This is a genomic window from Actinosynnema sp. NPDC004786 (assembly GCF_053601135.1).
Window position 1 is genome coordinate 23,125 of sequence record NZ_JBSGBG010000042.1, and the last position, 16,800, is coordinate 39,924.

General features: G+C 73.0%; 17 protein-coding genes. 6 read left to right on the top strand and 11 right to left on the bottom strand.

The window, feature by feature from the left end; genetic code table 11:
* The first annotated feature begins 115 nt into the window (after positions 1–115).
* The gene (locus ACWEFJ_RS30265; RefSeq protein WP_449715787.1) at positions 116–1,150 is read left to right on the top strand and encodes a LacI family DNA-binding transcriptional regulator; all 1,035 of its coding nucleotides are present in this window, start codon (positions 116–118) and stop codon (positions 1,148–1,150) included.
* A gap of 97 nt (positions 1,151–1,247) precedes the next feature.
* Here the strand turns inward: ACWEFJ_RS30265 and ACWEFJ_RS30270 are convergent, their stop codons facing one another.
* The 4 genes from ACWEFJ_RS30270 to ACWEFJ_RS30285 form a co-directional block, all read right to left on the bottom strand.
* Positions 1,248–2,165, bottom strand: coding sequence for a hypothetical protein (locus ACWEFJ_RS30270; RefSeq protein WP_449715788.1), 918 nt, complete (start codon positions 2,163–2,165; stop codon positions 1,248–1,250).
* Positions 2,165–2,509, bottom strand: coding sequence for a hypothetical protein (locus ACWEFJ_RS30275; protein ID WP_449715789.1), 345 nt, complete (start codon positions 2,507–2,509; stop codon positions 2,165–2,167). The genes ACWEFJ_RS30270 and ACWEFJ_RS30275 overlap by 1 nt, the downstream gene beginning before the upstream one ends.
* Before the next feature lie 286 nt (positions 2,510–2,795).
* Positions 2,796–3,602 (bottom strand): MBL fold metallo-hydrolase, encoded by an 807-nt coding sequence (locus tag ACWEFJ_RS30280; RefSeq protein WP_378097517.1) that lies wholly within the window; start codon positions 3,600–3,602, stop codon positions 2,796–2,798.
* Between the two features lie 59 nt (positions 3,603–3,661).
* Complete coding sequence (locus tag ACWEFJ_RS30285) at positions 3,662–3,832, bottom strand: hypothetical protein (RefSeq protein WP_449715790.1); 171 nt, start codon at positions 3,830–3,832, stop codon at positions 3,662–3,664.
* A 147-nt stretch (positions 3,833–3,979) separates the two neighbouring features.
* Between ACWEFJ_RS30285 and ACWEFJ_RS30290 the strand changes: the two genes are divergently transcribed.
* Complete coding sequence (locus ACWEFJ_RS30290; protein ID WP_449715791.1) at positions 3,980–5,680, top strand: hypothetical protein; 1,701 nt, start codon at positions 3,980–3,982, stop codon at positions 5,678–5,680.
* A complete protein-coding gene (locus ACWEFJ_RS30295) occupies positions 5,677–5,871 on the top strand; it encodes a hypothetical protein (RefSeq protein WP_449715792.1) in 195 nt (64 codons plus the stop codon). The genes ACWEFJ_RS30290 and ACWEFJ_RS30295 overlap by 4 nt, the downstream gene beginning before the upstream one ends.
* Before the next feature lie 32 nt (positions 5,872–5,903).
* Here the strand turns inward: ACWEFJ_RS30295 and icmF are convergent, their stop codons facing one another.
* Positions 5,904–9,143, bottom strand: coding sequence for a fused isobutyryl-CoA mutase/GTPase IcmF (gene icmF / locus ACWEFJ_RS30300; RefSeq protein WP_449715793.1), 3,240 nt, complete (start codon positions 9,141–9,143; stop codon positions 5,904–5,906).
* Positions 9,144–9,293: 150 nt separating this feature from the next.
* On the opposite strand from icmF, the gene ACWEFJ_RS30305 reads away from it, so the two are divergent.
* The 3 genes from ACWEFJ_RS30305 to ACWEFJ_RS30315 all read left to right on the top strand — a co-directional run bounded on the left by ACWEFJ_RS30305 (position 9,294) and on the right by ACWEFJ_RS30315 (position 11,854).
* Positions 9,294–9,461: a hypothetical protein gene (locus ACWEFJ_RS30305; RefSeq protein ID WP_378097522.1), complete on the top strand. Its 168-nt coding sequence runs from the start codon at positions 9,294–9,296 to the stop codon at positions 9,459–9,461.
* Positions 9,462–9,537: 76 nt separating this feature from the next.
* Positions 9,538–10,158: an alpha-ketoglutarate-dependent dioxygenase AlkB gene (locus ACWEFJ_RS30310; protein ID WP_378097524.1), complete on the top strand. Its 621-nt coding sequence runs from the start codon at positions 9,538–9,540 to the stop codon at positions 10,156–10,158.
* A 100-nt stretch (positions 10,159–10,258) separates the two neighbouring features.
* A complete protein-coding gene (locus tag ACWEFJ_RS30315; protein ID WP_378097527.1) occupies positions 10,259–11,854 on the top strand; it encodes a cellulase family glycosylhydrolase in 1,596 nt (531 codons plus the stop codon).
* 117 nt (positions 11,855–11,971) lie between these two features.
* Here ACWEFJ_RS30315 and ACWEFJ_RS30320 read toward each other — a convergent pair whose 3' ends face one another.
* From ACWEFJ_RS30320 to ACWEFJ_RS30345, 6 genes are all read right to left on the bottom strand, one after another.
* Positions 11,972–12,799 (bottom strand): ATP-grasp domain-containing protein, encoded by an 828-nt coding sequence (locus tag ACWEFJ_RS30320; RefSeq protein WP_449715794.1) that lies wholly within the window; start codon positions 12,797–12,799, stop codon positions 11,972–11,974.
* A 95-nt stretch (positions 12,800–12,894) separates the two neighbouring features.
* Entirely contained in the window at positions 12,895–13,965 is a 1,071-nt protein-coding gene (locus ACWEFJ_RS30325) for an alpha/beta hydrolase (RefSeq protein ID WP_378098103.1), read from the bottom strand.
* On the bottom strand, positions 13,965–15,080 hold the full coding sequence (locus tag ACWEFJ_RS30330; RefSeq protein ID WP_378098100.1) for a serine hydrolase domain-containing protein: 1,116 nt from the start codon (positions 15,078–15,080) through the stop codon (positions 13,965–13,967). The genes ACWEFJ_RS30325 and ACWEFJ_RS30330 overlap by 1 nt, the downstream gene beginning before the upstream one ends.
* Complete coding sequence (locus ACWEFJ_RS30335) at positions 15,077–16,111, bottom strand: hypothetical protein (RefSeq protein WP_449715795.1); 1,035 nt, start codon at positions 16,109–16,111, stop codon at positions 15,077–15,079. Before ACWEFJ_RS30335 ends, ACWEFJ_RS30330 begins: the two co-directional genes overlap by 4 nt.
* On the bottom strand, positions 16,105–16,425 hold the full coding sequence (locus tag ACWEFJ_RS30340; RefSeq protein WP_449715796.1) for a WXG100 family type VII secretion target: 321 nt from the start codon (positions 16,423–16,425) through the stop codon (positions 16,105–16,107). Before ACWEFJ_RS30340 ends, ACWEFJ_RS30335 begins: the two co-directional genes overlap by 7 nt.
* On the bottom strand, positions 16,422–16,769 hold the full coding sequence (locus tag ACWEFJ_RS30345; RefSeq protein ID WP_449715797.1) for a YbaB/EbfC family nucleoid-associated protein: 348 nt from the start codon (positions 16,767–16,769) through the stop codon (positions 16,422–16,424). Before ACWEFJ_RS30345 ends, ACWEFJ_RS30340 begins: the two co-directional genes overlap by 4 nt.
* Positions 16,770–16,800 lie beyond the last annotated feature (31 nt).

The window sequence follows — 16,800 nt, forward strand, 5'->3', positions numbered from 1 at the left end:
AACCGATAACCTGACCGTTCCAGGACTTCGACGTTTCCGCAGGTGGTACCGTGTCCACCCTGGTCAGGACCCACCGGCCGGAGGACTGAAACCGGTTACAAAGAAAGGGCGGGAGATGACCACGATCCGTGAGATCGCCCAGCTGTGCGGGGTGTCGGTGGCGACCGTTTCGCGCGTTTTCAACCAGCCGCTGACGGTGAGCAAGGAAAAGCGCGAAGTGGTGGAACGGGTGGCCCGCGAGCTGGACTACCGGCCCAACGAGTCGGCCCGCGCCCTGGCGACCAAGAGGTCCGGGCTGATCGGCCTGGTGTGGGACACCGACCACCGCAGGCCGGGGTGGCGGCACCCGTACCTGCAGGAGCTGCTGATCGGGCTGAAGTCGGCGCTGAGCGCGCACGGCTACCACCTGCTGATGCTCGCCACGAGCGGTTCGGCGGCGTTGCGGGCGGTGGGCGCGTCGCTGGCGGACCCGGTCGCGTACGTGAACATGACCCGCCGCCACCACCTCGGCGGGCTGGTGCTCATCGACAGCGGGTCGGACGCGCCGGCGTTCGCCGCGTTCGCCCAGTCCGGGCTGCCGTGCGTGGCGGTCGACGTGGCCGTGGACGGGCCGCGCGCGACCTACGTGACGTCGGACAACGTCGGCGGCGCGGCGATGGCGGTGCGGCACCTGGTCGACGCCGGGCACCGCAGGATCGCCACCGTCACCGGCCCGCGCGCGAACCGGCCCGCGGCCGACCGGCTGGAGGGCTTCCGCGCCGCGATGGCGGAGGCGGGGCTGGCGCTGCCGCCGGAGTACGTGGTGGAGGGCGACTTCTACCGGCCGAGCGGCCAGGCGGCGATGCGGTCGCTGATCGCGCTGCCCGAGCCGCCGACCGCCGTGTTCTGCGCCGGCGACGAGATGGCGGTGGGCGCGTTGCTGGCCGCCCGCCACGCCGGGTTGCGGGTGCCGGAGGACCTGGCCGTGGTGGGGTTCGACGACATCGAGCTGGCCGCCCTGGTGGACCCGCCGCTGACCACGTTGGCACAGGACAAGGCGGGGATCGGGGTGGCCGCGGCGCGGGCCGTGCTGACCATGGTGCACGGCGGCGAGAAGCCGGGGCCGGCGTTCCTGCCGACCAGGCTGGTGGTGCGCGCCTCCAGCCGGTGAGCCGGCGTCGGCACTTCGGTCGTCGGCACTTCGGTCGTCGGCACTTCGGTCGTCGGCACTTCGGTCGTCGGCACTTCGGTCGTCGGCGCTTGGGGCGTCAGCACGAGGGCGGCGGGCTGCTGCCGGGCGGGCGGAACTCCAGCCGCAGCGAGTCCGTGCGCGGGACGACGAACGCGGTGCCCGACGACGACCGCCACGTGGCGGGCAGGAACACGTACTGGCCGCCGGACTGGAGCAGCAGCTTCAGCCCGTCGTAGCGGTACCTGTAGGCGCTGTCGGGCTGCGCGCAGGCCACCTGGCGCACGCCCTCGCCGGCCAGGTCCAGGCCCTGCGCGCTGTAGACGACCACGTCGGCCATCTCCGGTATGCGCGCCTCGACCTCGTACCCGCGGCGCGTGCCCACCGAGGCCGAGTAGTCGCCGACGGCCCAGAACAGGCCGATCGCGACCAGCAGGAACGCGGCCACGGACTCCACGACCCCGAACGCCGCGCCGCGGCGCGCGGTGGCGCTCCACCGCCGCCACGCGAACGCCAACAGCACCACGCCGATCGCGAACCCCAGCCCCGGCAGGCCCGGGTAGGCGCGGAACGGCTCGGGGTTCACCGTGATCGGCACCGTCACCGCGAGCAACGCCAGCCCCACCACGGCGGCGACGGGCGTGCAAACCCGCAGGAACGCCGCCCACGCGCGCGGTGACAGCCGGGCGCGGAGGTAGCGGGCGGCGAACGTCACGACCAGGACGGCCATCGCGAGCCCGGCCAGGGGCATGAACAGCCCGTCCGCACCGCGGGCCAGCACCTCGTCCGCAGTCTGGCCGAGCAACGTGTAGTGCACCCGGAAGTGGGCGAAGAACACCTGCGTCGCCACCAGGCCGAAGAAGTACAGCAGGGCGGTGAGCAGGGTCGTGTTGGCGACCACCGAGGCCAACACCCGCAACGCCCGCCCCGGCCCGCTCGGGAGGACGTCCGGGTCGGGCGCGGCCCGCGGGGCGGTGGTGCGGCGGGTCGCGGCCATCACCGGCTACCCGTGGTCGTGGTGGACGCGGTGGACGCGGTGGGCGCGGGTCGGGTGGTGGTAGTTGTGGTGGTGGTCGTCGTCGACGTGGTGACGGGCCGGACGGCGCTGATCGGTTCCGGGCAGTCGGGACCGTGGTAGATGACGACCGTGCCGCCGCGGGGCACGGGGTTCGGCGCGACCTTGGAGATGCACCCCTGGTCACCCTGCAACTGCGGGACCACCCGCACCCCGCACGCATCCCGGCCGCACTGGGACACGAGTTGCTCCTCGATGTACGCCTCCATGTCCGCGGGCGCTTGGCCGATGCGGCTGGCGTCATACTTGATGGGGCTGCCGGGCACCCCAGGCGGATCGGTCCTCCCCGGCCCGCGGGGCGTCGTGGCCGGCCGCTCCGCCGAGGTGGACGTCCCGGGTCGTGACCCCGAGGCCGTGCCGGGTTCCTCCGTCGAGGCCGTGGTGCCCTGCTCGGCCTTGGGCGTTCCCGGCATCCCGCCGCAACCGACGACGACCGCGCAGAGCAAGACCGCAAACCCGCTCAACCACCTCATCGGGCCTCACCACCCCTGCAGCTCCCGGGGACTCACCCACTAGGAGTTGCGGAGGGTCGCCCGGATGCACCGGGCAGCGCTATGCACCTTCCCCCGGAAGAGTGAACGTCCGGCCGCGGTCGACGTAGGCGATCGCGGTCGGCGGACCCCGGCGCTCCACCTCGGCGGTGAAGGCCGAGAGCGGCGACTTCATCACGCTGTAGTCGTCGTAGTGCACGGGCACCGCCTGCCGCGGCCGCAGCAGTTCCAGCAGGTCCACGCCCTGCGCGCCGTCCATGGTGAGCAGCACGCCGAGCACCTTCGTGCCACCCAGGTGCAGCACCGCGACGTCGATCGACGGGTAGCGCTCGCGGATCTCGCGCAGGTCGTCGTGCACCAGCGTGTCGCCGCTGAGGTACAGGCGCAGCGGCGCGGCCCCGGGCGTGGCCCGGTACTCCACCATGCTGCCCATGACCGGCGGCAGCAACCGCGCCAACCGACCCCGCGCGTGCCGGCCGGGCAACGCCGTCACGGTCACGCCCGCCCCGCCCTTGGTCAGGCTCAGGTCCTCCCACGTGGACAGGGCCACGGGCTCCCGGAACCCCCGTCGCCCCAGCCTGCGCGCCGCGTGCGGCGTGGTCAGGATCGGCAGGTCCCGGTCCAATCCGCGCGACGCGACCCGGTCGAAGTGGTCGCCGTGGAAGTGCGACAGCACCACCGCGTCCAGCGGGGGCAACGCGCCGATCCCGACCGCCGGGTCCTTCAGCCGCCGCGCCACGACACCCTGCCCGATGTGCGTCCACTGCCCCCGGTGCAGGAAGTTGGGGTCGGTCAGCAGCGTGAACGGCCCCAACCGCAGCACGGTCGTGGCGTTGCCGACGAAGAACAGCGAGTTGTCCCCGGTCATGGCGACGGGATAACCCACCCGCCGCCCTTCAACCCGCGGACCGCCCGCCCGCGCACCGCTCAACCCCGGACGACGACCAGCACCCCGACCGCTCCGGCGGCCAACGGCGTCGCCATCAGCAAAACCACGCACAGCCGTGCCGTCATCGACCAACTCGACAGGACCTCGCTCACCACGTCCTCCGGGTCCTTCTCCGGGGTGGCGGCATCCGTCTGGTCCGGCTCCACCATTACGCTCTCCGTTCTGATCACTCGGTGTCACGACCAGCCTGCGCAGCGCCCGGGTTGTCTCCAACCCCGCCACGACGAAGACCAGGTCGACCGCGGGCAAGTCAGGACAACGGGGTTGTCGCGGAGACAACCCCGAACGGGGGACGCATGAACGACGGGCAGGCGAAACGGCGCGGTGGGCGACCGTGGCGACCGCTCCCCGAGGGGCAGCCCGAACTCAACGCCCTGATCTCGTGGCTGCGCGAGCGGCTCGACCAGCACGGCAGGACGCTGCGCGACCTCACCGGCCCTCTCAAGCGCGGCAAGGACACGATCTCCCGAGCCCTCAACGGCGACCGGAGGCCGGAGTGGGAGTTCGTGGTCGCCCTGTTGCGGGCGTGCGCACCACACGACCCCAAGGCGTCGGAGCGGCTGATCGCCAAGGCGAAGCCGTTGTGGGATGCCGCCGACGCGGGAGCCCGCAAGGCCCCGCTCCCCATCACCCGGAACACGGTCGAGGCACTGCGGGCCGAGGTCGAGCTGGCGGACGCCCGGCGCCTGCGGGCCCAGTCGGCGGTCCACGTCCACCAGGCGATCGTCAACCGCCTGCTCTGGCTGCTCAACGGGCTCGTCTCCGCCATCGACACGCTCGCGACCCGGCACGCCGAGCTGCGGGTCCGCGCCGAGGCCGAACGAGCCGATCGCCGAGCCGCGCAGGAGGCGCTGACGAAAGCCCTCGACCTCGACGCCCGCGTCACCGAGGCGCAACACCGACTCCCCCGGGTCGAAGAGCAGTTGAACGAAGCCCACCTCCAGTTGGCCCGGTCGAACCGCATCCTCCAGGACGCGATCGGACACCACCTGCGCCTGCACCGGCAGCTCCTCGAACTCGGTGGCGCCGCGGCTCGCCGCGAAGTCGCCGCGGCACCCGTCACCGCCGACGACCACGAGCTGATGGGTGAGTTCGACCAGGACGTGGCCGACGCGGTCCTGGCGGGCAGCCGGGCAGCCCTGGAAGGCGCCGCCGCCGAACTGGACGACCTCGTCGGCGCGCCCCACGGCCGAGTCCTCTACCCCATGCGCCTGTCGCCCCGCACCCTCCTGCTCGCCGGTCTGAACGGCGACGACAGCGACCCGCGACGCTGTGTGCTGCGCCTGGTCGACGCGCTCGTCCTCGACACCCCGCACGACGGCCCGGCGGACAGCCCCGTGTCCATCGACATCACCCGGCGGCGCGGTGCCGGCGGAACACCCGACGCCGTCGTCGTCCGCGCGCGAGGGCAGCGGATCGCCTCGGCCGGGTTCCCGTCCGTCATGGGGTCCACGAGAGGCCCCGGATCCGGTGACCATCGCAGAGCCGCGTTCGGCGCGCACCTGTACGCGGCCGCCCTGCCGCTGGGTCGCAGGCTCACCATGGGCGCGGCCCTCGGCGGCCGGTGGACCGAGCTGACGCTCGACCTGACCGAACTGGACGCCGACTCCCCCTTCTCCTCGTCCCGGCGGACGCCCGACCCCGGACGCGCCGACGACGTCGAGATCACCATCGACGACCTCGGCCACGACGCGCGACGCGTGCTGGGCGAACCCGGGGTGATCGCCCGGCTCATCGCGGACGTGTACAGCCACGCGTTGCGCGAGGGCCATCTCCGGGTGACCGTGGACGGGCGTCCCGTGCACCCTCGACGCCCTTGCGCCTGGAACCCGACCCGCACGGTTCCGCGTCCCGACCGGGAGGCCGCCGCCGTGCAACACCTCGACTTCGTGCTCCCCCTGGACTCGCCCGAGGCCGTCACGGAGGGACACGCCGGCCGGATCCAGCCCGCAGCCGCGGCTACCGGGAGAACACCAGCCCGCTCGGTCGCCTCGTGAACGCCTACCGCCGGGCCGACCCCGGTCTGCGCCACCTGGTGCCGGGCGACGGCGTGTCGGCCCTGCACGAGCAGTCGCGCCGGTGGGCGGACCGGTTCCACGCCGGGGACCCCGACTACCAGGACGACCGGATCTGGTTCGAGGCGGCGCGGCACCACGACCTGCGCTCCAGCGTCACCACGCGCCGGTGAGGGGCGGCGGACCGGCCGCCGCCCCCGACCGCTCAGACGTTGCGCCGGTACTGCCCGCCCACCTCGAAGAACGCGTCGGTGATCTGCCCCAGCGTGCACACCCGCGCCGCGTCCATCAGCACCGCGAACACGTTCTCCCCCGACGCCGCGGCCTCCTTCAGCCGCCGCAGCGCGGGCTCCGCCTCGGCCGCGTGCGCGGCGGCGAACGCGCGCGTCCGCTCCACCTGCGAGCGCTTCTCCTCCTCCGTCGCCCGCGCCAGCTCGATCGACACCGGCTCGCGCTCGCCGCCCTCCGGCAGGAACGTGTTCACCCCGATCAGCGGCAGCGAGCCGTCGTGCTTGCGCTGCTCGTACAGCATCGACTCGTCCTGGATCCGGCCGCGCTGGTAGCCCGTCTCCATCGCGCCCAGCACACCGCCGCGCTCGGACAGGCGGTCGAACTCGGCCAGCACCGCCTCCTCGACCAGGTCGGTCAGCTCCTCGATCACGAACGAGCCCTGCAACGGGTTCTCGTTCGCCGACAGGCCCCACTCCTTGTTGATGATGAGCTGGATCGCCATCGCCCGCCGCACCGACGACTCGGTCGGCGTGGTGATCGCCTCGTCATAGGCGTTGGTGTGCAACGAGTTCGTGTTGTCGTACAGCGCGCACAACGCCTGCAACGTGGTGCGGATGTCGTTGAAGTCCATCTCCTGCGCGTGCAGCGACCGCCCGGACGTCTGCACGTGGTACTTGAACTTCTGCGACCGCTCGTTCGCGCCGTACCGCTCGCGCATCGCGATGGCCCAGATCCGCCGCGCCACCCGACCGATCACGCTGTACTCGGCGTCCATGCCGTTGGAGAAGAAGAACGACAGGTTCGGCGCGAAGTCGTCCACCGCCATCCCGCGCGCCAGGTACGACTCGACGTAGGTGAACCCGTTGGCCAGCGTGAACGCCAACTGGCTGATCGGGTTCGCCCCGGCTTCCGCGATGTGGTAGCCGGAGATGGACACCGAGTAGAAGTTGCGGACCTTGTGCTCGATGAACCACTCCTGGATGTCGGCCATCATCCGCAGCGAGAACTCGGTGGAGAAGATGCAGGTGTTCTGCCCCTGGTCCTCCTTGAGGATGTCCGCCTGCACGGTCCCGCGCACGGTCGACAGCGCCCACGCCCGCAGCTCCGCCGCCTCCGCCTCCGACGGCTCCCGGCCGTGCTCCGCGCGGAACTTGTCGACCTGCTGGTCGATCACCGTGTTCAGGAAGAACGCCAGGATCGTCGGCGCCGGCCCGTTGATCGTCATCGACACCGAGGTGGTCGGCGCGGTCAGGTCGAACCCGGCGTACAGCGCCTTCATGTCGTCCAGCGTCGCGATCGACACCCCGGACGTGCCGATCTTGCCGTAGACGTCCGGCGGCGTGTCGGGGTCGCGGCCGTACAGCGTCACCGAGTCGAACGCGGTGGACAGCCGGGTCGCCTCCGAGCCCTGCGACAGGTACTTGAACCGGCGGTTCGTGCGGAACGCGTCGCCCTCGCCCGCGAACATCCGCGCCGGGTCCTCGCCGTCCCGCTTGAACGGGAACACCCCCGCCGTGTACGGGAAGCGCCCGGGCAGGTTCTCCTTGCGCAGGAACCGCAGCAGCGTGCCGTCGTCCTCGTAGCGCGGCAGCGACACCCGCCGCACCTCGTTGCCCGACAACGTCTTGCGGGTCAGCCGGGTGCGGATCTCCTTGTCCCGCACCTTGACGACCATCTCGTCACCGCTGTACGCCTCGACCGTCCCCGGCCACGACGCCAGCAGCTCCGCCGCCACCGCGTCGACCCGCGCCTCCGCCGACTCCAGCACCGCCGTGATCGCCCCGGTGTCGTGCCCGGCCGCCTCCAGCTCCGCCTTCGCCGCCCGCAGGTGCGCGACCCGCCGCACCGCGTCCACGTGCGTCTCGGTGGCGCGGTGGTAGCCGCGCACCGTCTCGGCGATCTCGGCCAGGTACCGCACCCGCGTCGGCGGCACCACCGTCGCCGCCGACGTGGACACCTTGCCCGTCACCGCCGGCAGCGAGCCCTCGGCCACGTCCAGCCCGCGCTTGCCCAGCTCGTCGCGCACGTGCTGGTAGAGCGCGGTCACGCCGTCGTCGTTGAACGTCGCCGCCGACGTGCCGAACACCGGCATGTCCTCCCACGACGCCCCGAACGCCTCCCGGTTGCGCACCAGCTGGCGCGCCACGTCGCGCCGCGCGTCCTCCGCGCCCCGCCGCTCGAACTTGTTGATCGCCACCGCGTCGGCGAAGTCCAGCATGTCGATCTTCTCGAGCTGCGACGCGGCGCCGAACTCCGGCGTCATCACGTACAGCGAGAAGTCCACGAACGGCACGATCGCCGCGTCGCCCTGGCCGATGCCGGGCGTCTCCACGATCACCAGGTCGAACCCGGCCGCCTTGCAGGCCGTGATCGCGTCGGCCAGGCCGTCCGGCACCTCCGACCCCGCCCGGCGCGTGGCCAGCGAGCGGAAGAACACCCGGTCGCCGTCCAGGCAGTTCATCCGGATCCGGTCGCCGAGCAGCGCGCCGCCGCCGCGCCGCCGGGTCGGGTCGACGGCCAGCACCGCGACCCGCAGCTTGTCCTGCTGGTCCAGCCGGAACCGGCGCACCAGCTCGTCGGTCAGCGACGACTTGCCCGAACCACCCGTCCCGGTGATGCCCAGCACCGGCACCGGCCGCTCCCCCGCCGCACGCCGGACCCGGTCGTGCACGTCCGGCGGCAGCGCGCCCGCCTCGATCAGCGTGATGGCGCGGGCCAGCACGTCCTCGCTGCCGGCGAACAGGCCGTCCCAGGACGACGGCGGGCGCTCGGCCAGCGGGTGGTCGCACGCCCGGACCATCGTGTTGATCATGCGGGCGAGGCCCAGCTCCTGCCCGTCGGCCGGGGAGAAGATCCGGGCCACGCCGCGCGAGTGCAGCAGCTCGATCTCCTCCGGCACGATCACGCCGCCACCGCCGCCGAAGACCTTGATGTGCCCCGCGCCGCGCTCGGCCAGCAGCTCGACCAGGTAGCTGAAGTACTCGACGTGCCCGCCCTGGTAGGCGCTGATCGCGATGCCCTGCACGTCCTCCTGCACGGCCGCGGCGACGACCTCGCGCACCGACCGGTTGTGGCCGAGGTGCACCACCTCCGCGCCCTGGGACTGGAGGATCCGGCGCATGATGTTGATCGCGGCGTCGTGCCCGTCGAACAGGCTCGCCGCCGTCACGAAGCGGACCGGGTGCAGCGGGGTGTGCAGGGGTTCGGCGGTCACGACTGGCTCCTTCGGCAGCGCGGAACTGCCCCCAGATTACTAGGACATCCGTCTATCGGAAGTACGACGACTTGTGCGGCAGGTCACCCTGGCCGAGCGACCGGGAATACACCGGTGTAACTTCCGTCCAAACGGGGTAGAGGATCTTCCATGAGCAGCACACCGATCTACGACGAGCTGGCCGCCATCCTGCTCGCCGACCACCCGGCCACCGCCGACGCGGCCGCGGCCGGGAAGCCGCAGACCGAGCCCGCCGACGAGACCTCCAAGCAGGTCCGGACCGGCGGCCGACGGCGCAAGCCCGAGCCGGACGCCTGATTATTTTCAGTTAACACTGAAGCTATAGAGATCGTTGCGGTCGAACGTGCGTTCGACCGCGAGTTATGCTGCGCCCATGCAGGTGTCGTTGTTCGATGACGGGGCGCAGGCGCCCTCGCTGCGCCCGCTGGCCGGCGTGCGGCGGACCGTGCTCGGGGACGGCGCGTGGATCGACGTGCTGCCCGGCTGGCTGACGGGCGCGGACGCGCTCTTCCGGCGACTGGCCGCCGAGGTGCCCTGGCGGGCCGAGCGCAGGCAGATGTACGAGCGCGTGGTGGACGTGCCGCGCCTGCTCTGCTTCTACGGCGAGGGCGCGCCGCTGCCCGACCCCGTGCTCACGCGGGCCCGTGACGAGCTGAGCGCCTGGTACGGCGAGGAGCTGGGCGAGCCGTTCCGGACCGCCGGCCTGTGCTACTACCGCGACGGCCGGGACTCCGTGGCCTGGCACGGCGACACGATCGGGCGAGGGTCGACCGAGGACACCATGGTGGCGATCGTGTCCGTGGGCACGCCGCGCGCGCTGGCTCTGCGACCGCGCGGCGGGGGCGGCGCGACCGTGCGGTACGCGCTGGGGCACGGCGACCTGATCGTGATGGGCGGCTCGTGCCAGCGCACGTGGGAACACGCCGTGCCGAAAGCGGGCAAAGCGGTCGGACCCCGCATCAGTGTCCAATTCAGACCGCGCGGAGTCCGCTGACCAGCTCGAATTTGCTCCTTGTCCAACCCGACCGCCGTCACTACCCTCCGTCTGGGAGCGCTCCCAGAACGCGTTGCGAACATCCTCAAAGGAGAGCGGTATGCGGCAACGGAGATCGATCCTCGGCGCCCTTCTGACGGCCGCCCTGGCCGTCGGCGGCGCCGTCGCGATCGGCACGGCGGGACAGGTCACGGCGGCCCCGGCCGGTGGTTACCTGCACACCGCGGGCAACAAGATCGTCGACAGCACCGGCGCGACGGTCCGGCTGACCGGCATCAACTGGTTCGGCATGGAGACCGACAACAAGACCTTCCACGGGCTGTGGTCCAACCGGACGTGGAAGCAGCAGCTCGACCAGATGGCGTCGCTGGGCTACAACACCCTGCGCATCCCCTTCTCCAACGACGCGCTCAAGCCGGGCGCGACGGCGTCGGGCGTCAACGACTACGTCAACCCCGACCTGGTCGGGCTGTCGCCGTTGCAGATCCTGGACAAGGTCATCGACTACGCGGGGCAGAAGGGGATGCGGGTCATCCTCGACCGGCACCGCCCGACCAGCGCCGGCCAGTCCGCCCTCTGGTACACCGCGACCGTGCCGGAGAGCACCTGGATCAACGACTGGAAGATGCTGGCCCAGCGGTACGCGGGCAACACCACGGTGATCGGCGCCGACCTGCACAACGAGCCGCACGCCGAGGGCACCAACCCCAACGCCACCGGCGCGTGCTGGGGCTGCGGCGTCGTGGAGCGCGACTGGCGGCTGGCCGCCGAGCGGGCGGGCAACGCGATCCTGTCCGTGCAGCCGAACTGGCTGATCTTCGTCGAGGGCGTGAGCTGCCCCAGCGGCGGCCTGTCGGACACCTGGGACAACGACCCGTCCAACGACGAGGACTGCGGCTGGTGGGGCGGCAACCTGTCCAAGGCGGGCGAGTACCCGGTGCGCCTGAACGTGGCGAACCGGCTGGTCTACTCGCCGCACGAGTACGCGACCTCGGTGTTCGAGCAGAAGTGGTTCACCGCGCCGGACTTCCCGGCGAACCTGCCCGCCATCTGGGACAAGTACTGGGGCTACCTCTACAAGAACAACACCGCGCCGCTGATGATCGGCGAGTTCGGCTCGACGCTGGCCAACCCGAAGGACAAGGTGTGGCTGGAGAACCTGATGGCCTACACCGGCAAGGGCGTCGGCGGCATCTCGTTCACCTACTGGTCCTGGAACCCGAACTCGGGTGACACGGGCGGCATCGTGGGCGACGACTGGACCACGGTGAACCAGGCCAAGCAGTCGATCCTCCAGCCGTACCTGATCCCGCCGACCGGTGGCGGGACGACGACCACGACCACCACGACCACGACGACGACCACGTCGAACGGTGGCGGCACGGGCGCGTGCAAGGTCGCGTGGCGGCAGGACAACGCGTGGCAGGGCGGTTTCCAGGGCTCGCTGACCGTCACCAACACCGGCGCCGCCGCGGTCAACCCGTGGAAGGTCGTGTTCACCGTGCCGGCGGGCGTGACCATCGCCAGCGGGTGGAACGGCACGTTCACCCAGAGCGGGACGACGGTGACCGTGACCGCGCCGTCCTACGCGCCGTCGCTGGGCGCGGGCGCGTCGGTGTCCCTCGGGTTCACCGCGAACGGCACGGCGGGCACGCCGACCGGCGTGACGCTGGCCGGTTCCGCGTGCACCGGGTGACGCCGGGCGGGACCACCCGCGCGTGACCGACCCGGGAGGGCCGTGGCCGCCGGCCACGGCCCTCCCCTCCCACCGGAGGTCGCGGCGGAGCGACGGTCGGACGGGCGATCCGGGGGCCTACCGCAGGATGGCGACCATCGTGTCCGCGGCCGTGGTGGCGGGGCGGTCGCTCACCTGGCCGTCGCCCAGCTCCACCACCCGCCACTCGCCGTCCTCGCGGCGGGCCAGGTCGACCGTCACGAACCGCAGGTGCCGCACCAGCGGCCCGACGGCGGTCAGGTCCGGCGCGTCCGGCACGTCGTTGGGCGTGTCCGGGTGCGGGCCGATGAGCGCGCACGCGCCGTCCACCCACCACGTCCGGACCTCGGTCGAGGTGAACGGCTCGAAGCGGCGCAGCACGAAGCCGCCCGTCGCGTCGTCGTCCCGCAGCTCGGTGAACCGGCGGGCGACCCGCCACGCGGCGTCGGCGTCGGCCAGGTCCGGGATGTAGGCGGCCTCGTGCCAGTGGTGCTTGACCGACTTGGTGTAGTCGCGCAGGACGGCCGGCCCGGCGTGCAGGCGTTCCCGCGCCCGCTCGAACCCGTCCCGGTCGAAGCCGTCGGTCCAGACCGACTCCGGCGTGAGGTCCTTGAAGTCGTCGTACCAGCCGGGCAGCTCGTGGGCGGCGCGGTACTGGTCGGCGGTGGTCCGCAGCACGGCCCCGCGGTCGGCAAGGGCGTCGGCGAACCCGGCGTAGTGCTCCGAGCGGAGCATCCAGCCCCGGTAGACCGCGTCGTCGTCGGCGGGCACCCTGGCGACCGCGCGCTCGGCCTCGCCGCGGGCCAGCGCGTCGTGGTCGACCAGCGCGACCCGGTGCCCGGCGTCGCGGGCGGCGGCGGCCTCCGGCGCGAAGTGCGGGTCCGGTCGGGTGTGGCGGAGCGGGTCCGCCGGCACCAGCAGCATCATGCCGTCATCGTGATCGGCCGGCACCGCTCCCGCCAGCGGATTACCCCGACCGGGTCGTCGCCGGCCCTCGGGAGGGCCGGCGACGACGCGGTGCGTCACGGGTGGGTCAGCCTGTCCCTGATCAGCGACACGAAGTGGTGCATGTCGGCGAGCAGGCACGGCAGCTGCGCGTGCTTGCCGGTGCAGCCCTCCGCCCAGCCGCTGCCGTCGCCGTAGTCGACGAACGTGTGCGGGATGCCCGCGGCGACGAGGTGGTCCCGGGTGACGATGTTCGTCGCCCAGGCCCGGTTCTCGATCACTGCCTGGACCGGGTCCTCGGTGAGGTCGCCGCCGTCGCCGGTGTAGAGCGCGACGCCCATGCCGCGCAGCGGGGCGACGTGCTGGGCCGGGCTCTCCCGGTTCCACACGCCGTCCAGCGGCCAGATCGGCGGGCCGAAGATCGACTCCAGCGGGACCGTCGGCGTGCCGCTGCCCGGCGACTGGGTGGAGGCGACCACCGCCAGCCGCTGTTCCTGGCTGAGCAGGTCCAGGCCGCCGGAGAAGCTGCCGACGTAGGCGAACAGGTCCGGTCGGTGCTCGGCGTAGTGGAACGCGCCGAAGCCGCCCATCGAGTGCCCGGAGATCGCCCGGCCGTCCCGGGTGGGGACGGTCCGCAGGTTCGCGTCGATGAACGGGATCACCTGGTCCAGGTGGAAGGTCTCCCAGTCCTGCGGCCCGAGCGCGGCGGGCGGGTTCACCCAGTTCGAGTACCAGCCGCGGCCGGAGCCGTTGGGCGCGACCGTGATCAGCGGGACGCCGACCGTGGTGTCCTCGAACAGCCGCTGGTTCGCGACCGTGTTCGGGCGGTCCGGGTGGCCGTGCAGGTGGTACTGCACCGGGTAGCGGGTGGCGGCGGCCTGGTCGTAGCCCGAGGGCAGGGTGACCATGATCGCGTGCTCGCCGGAGACCTGTCCCGGCAGCACGGAGTACGCGGGCACGTGGGCGGTGCGCACGGTGAACACGAAGGTGCGCCGGTTGTCGTCCACCCACGCGGGCCGGCCGACGACGGTCAGCCCGTGCGCGTCGGCGAACACCGGCGGCGCGCCCTGGGCGGACGCGGGTCCGGCCGGCACGGACAGCGCGCCGAGGACGGCGAGCACGACGGCGGCAGCGGTGGGTCGCCGCATCACGCCCTCCCCTCGCACAGCGCGGAGTCCAGCACCTCGATCGACAGCGGCCGCGAGCTGAGCACGTCGCCGTTGGTGACCAGCGCCGCGAACCGGCCGTCGTCGGTGAGCAGGGTGACCGAGTAGTGCCCGGTGGGCAGCGCGCCGTTGTGGCCCCACGCCACGCCGCCGCACGACAGCGGCACCCTGGCCAGGGCGAGGCCGTAGGAGTGGTCGGGCGCGACGGTGCGCCGCATCTCCGCGAGCGCCGCCGGGGACACGACCCGGCCGTCCAGCAGCGCCCGGTAGAACGTCACCAGGTCGTCCATCGTGGACGCCATCGCGCCGGCGGTGCTCCAGAAGGACAGCTCGGTGCCGGTGGTGGCGTCGATCCAGAAGAAGAACGGGCCGAGGCGACCGCCCTGGTAGCCGGGCAGGTACGGGTCGGCCAGGGCGCGGGAGCCCGGCGCGGGGAACGACGTGGCGGTCAGCCCGAGCGGCGTGATGACCCGTTCGGTGATCGCGTCGCGGACCGGGCGGCCGGTGAGCCGTTCGACCAGCAGGCCCAGCACCAGGTAGGCCACGTTGGAGTACCCGAGGCCGGCGCCGGGCGCGAACTGCGGCGGCTCGTCCATGGCGGATCGGACCAGCTCGGCCAGGGCGTAGGTGCCGTCCGGGTTCGCGGCGGCGTCGCGCACGTCCCGCACCAGCCCGCTGGTGTGCTGCATGAGCTGGCGCACCGTGATGACGTCGCCGTCGTAGTTGCCGGTGACCACGCCGGGCAGGTAGCGCCCGATCGGCGCGTCCAGCGCGACGAGGCCCTCGTCCACGAGCTGGAGGACGACCGCGGCGGTGAAGGTCTTCGTCTGGCTGCCGATGCGGAAGTGGTCGGTCGCCGTGAGGGGGCGGTTCTGGCCGACCCGGGCGGTGCCGGTGCTCAACGTCCAGGTGCCGTCGGCCCCGCCCGCGAACACGGCCGCGCCCGGTCCGGCCTGGGCCTGGTAGCGGTCGAGCACGGCCTTGGTGGCGGCGTGGTCGTCCGGCGCGGCGACCGCGGGCGCGGTGGTCCCGGCCGCCAGGGCGAGGACGACGCTGCCGGCGACGCCGGTGAACCAGCGACGGGTCGTGCGGTTCATGCGGGCTCCTCCGGGGTGGTGGGGTGCACGGCGACGGGTTGCGGTGTGGTGGAGGCCGCGGCGCTGGGTTGCGCCGGGGTGCGTTCGGGTTGTGCGGCAGCCGGCTGACCGGTGCCGAGCCGCGCCGGAGCGGTTCCCGCGGTGGCGGGCCGACCGGCGGCGGTCGGTTGGGCCGTGGCGGGCAGGTCGGCCGCCTTGTCGGTCGCCTCGGGCGTCGCGGGGTCCACCGGTTCGCCGGTCGAGCCGCCCGTCCGGCTCTGCTCGCCGATGAACCTCACGACCTCCTTGACCACCTTGAGCACGCCGAGCGCGCCTTCGACCAGCTTGATCAGGTTCTCGCCGCTGGTCAGCAGCTCCGCCAGCTTGGCCGCGATCCGGCCCGCGTAGTCGACCGCGATCTCCACGCACCGCGGGATCGCCACGGCCAGGCTGTGCCCGAACGTGGCCGGCGCGGCGGCCAGCGCCTCGGTGATGACGGGCGTGATCTTGGCGACCGCCTCGGCGACGTGCCCGGTGACGGCGGCGACCACCTTGGCCACCGCCTCGCCGGCCGCGATCAGGGCCTTGGCCGAGGTCAGCGAGGTCTCCGCGATCGACAGGACGCCGTCGGCCAGCTCCGTGCCCGCCTTGACGTAGTCCGACGCGGCCCGGCCGGACCACCCGCTGGTCTCCGCGCCGACGGTGGATCGGTAGTCGTCGGCGACGGACGTCGCCTCGCGGCCCGCCGCGGCGAACTCGGCCGCGCCGGCGGAGACCGCGTCCGGGTCGCCGCGCAACCGGTCCAGCGGCTCCTCCAGGAACGAGATCATCGGGGTCAGGAACCCGACGCCGGCGCTGTCCAGCGCCGACAGCGGCCGCTCGGACGAGGTCAACGCGGTCAGCGGCGCGTCCGGGTCGCCGGCCAGCCCGCCGGCCAGCCACTCCTCGCCCTCCACGGCGGCGCCGGCGGCGCGCAGCTCCGCGAGCAGCGCGGCGATCCGCCCCACGTCCGGCGTCCCCGCGGCGTCGGGCCGGGGCAGTGTCGTCACCACCGGGTGCTCCCTTCGATCCCGGCCAGGCCGGCCGCGTTGTCGTCGTCGGTGCGCTGGTACTCCTCGGCCGCCTGCCGCAGGCCGTCGCCCACCCGGTCCACGGCGGCGGCGACCTGGCCGAACGCGTCCAGCGTGGTCGCCATCGCGCCGCCGAGGCCGGCGGCGAGGAACCCGGCGAACGAGCCGAGCGCCCCCTCGCCCAGCGCGTCCGGCAGCCGCGCGCCCGTCGTGGCGAGCCGGTCGGCGTGGCCCGCGAGCCTGCCCGCGTGCGCGCGCAACTGCTCCGGGTCGGCGGTGAAGTCGCCCGCGGTCATCGCCGGACCTCCGCGGGCAGGTGCTCGGTGACCCGCGCCCGCGCCTCGCCCTCGCCGAGGTAGCCGGCCATCACCTCGGCCATCCGCGCGCCGGCCAGCCGTTGCGCCTCGCGGGCGGTGGCGACGATGAGCACCGACAGCGCGTCCGCCTCCAGCCGACGTGCCGCCGGGGTCAGCGTGACGTCGTCCAGCGCCCCGCCGGCGTTCACCGTCACGGTGACCTCACCGCGCGGCGAGGTCGCGGTCGCGCCGACCTCCCGCAGGCTCGCGCTCGCCGACCGGGCGGCGTGCGCCGCGCGTTCGAGGCGCTGCCGGTAGTCCGCCAGCCACTGGGTCGCATCCATGGTCCTCCCCTTCCCTGGTTCCACTCCGTGA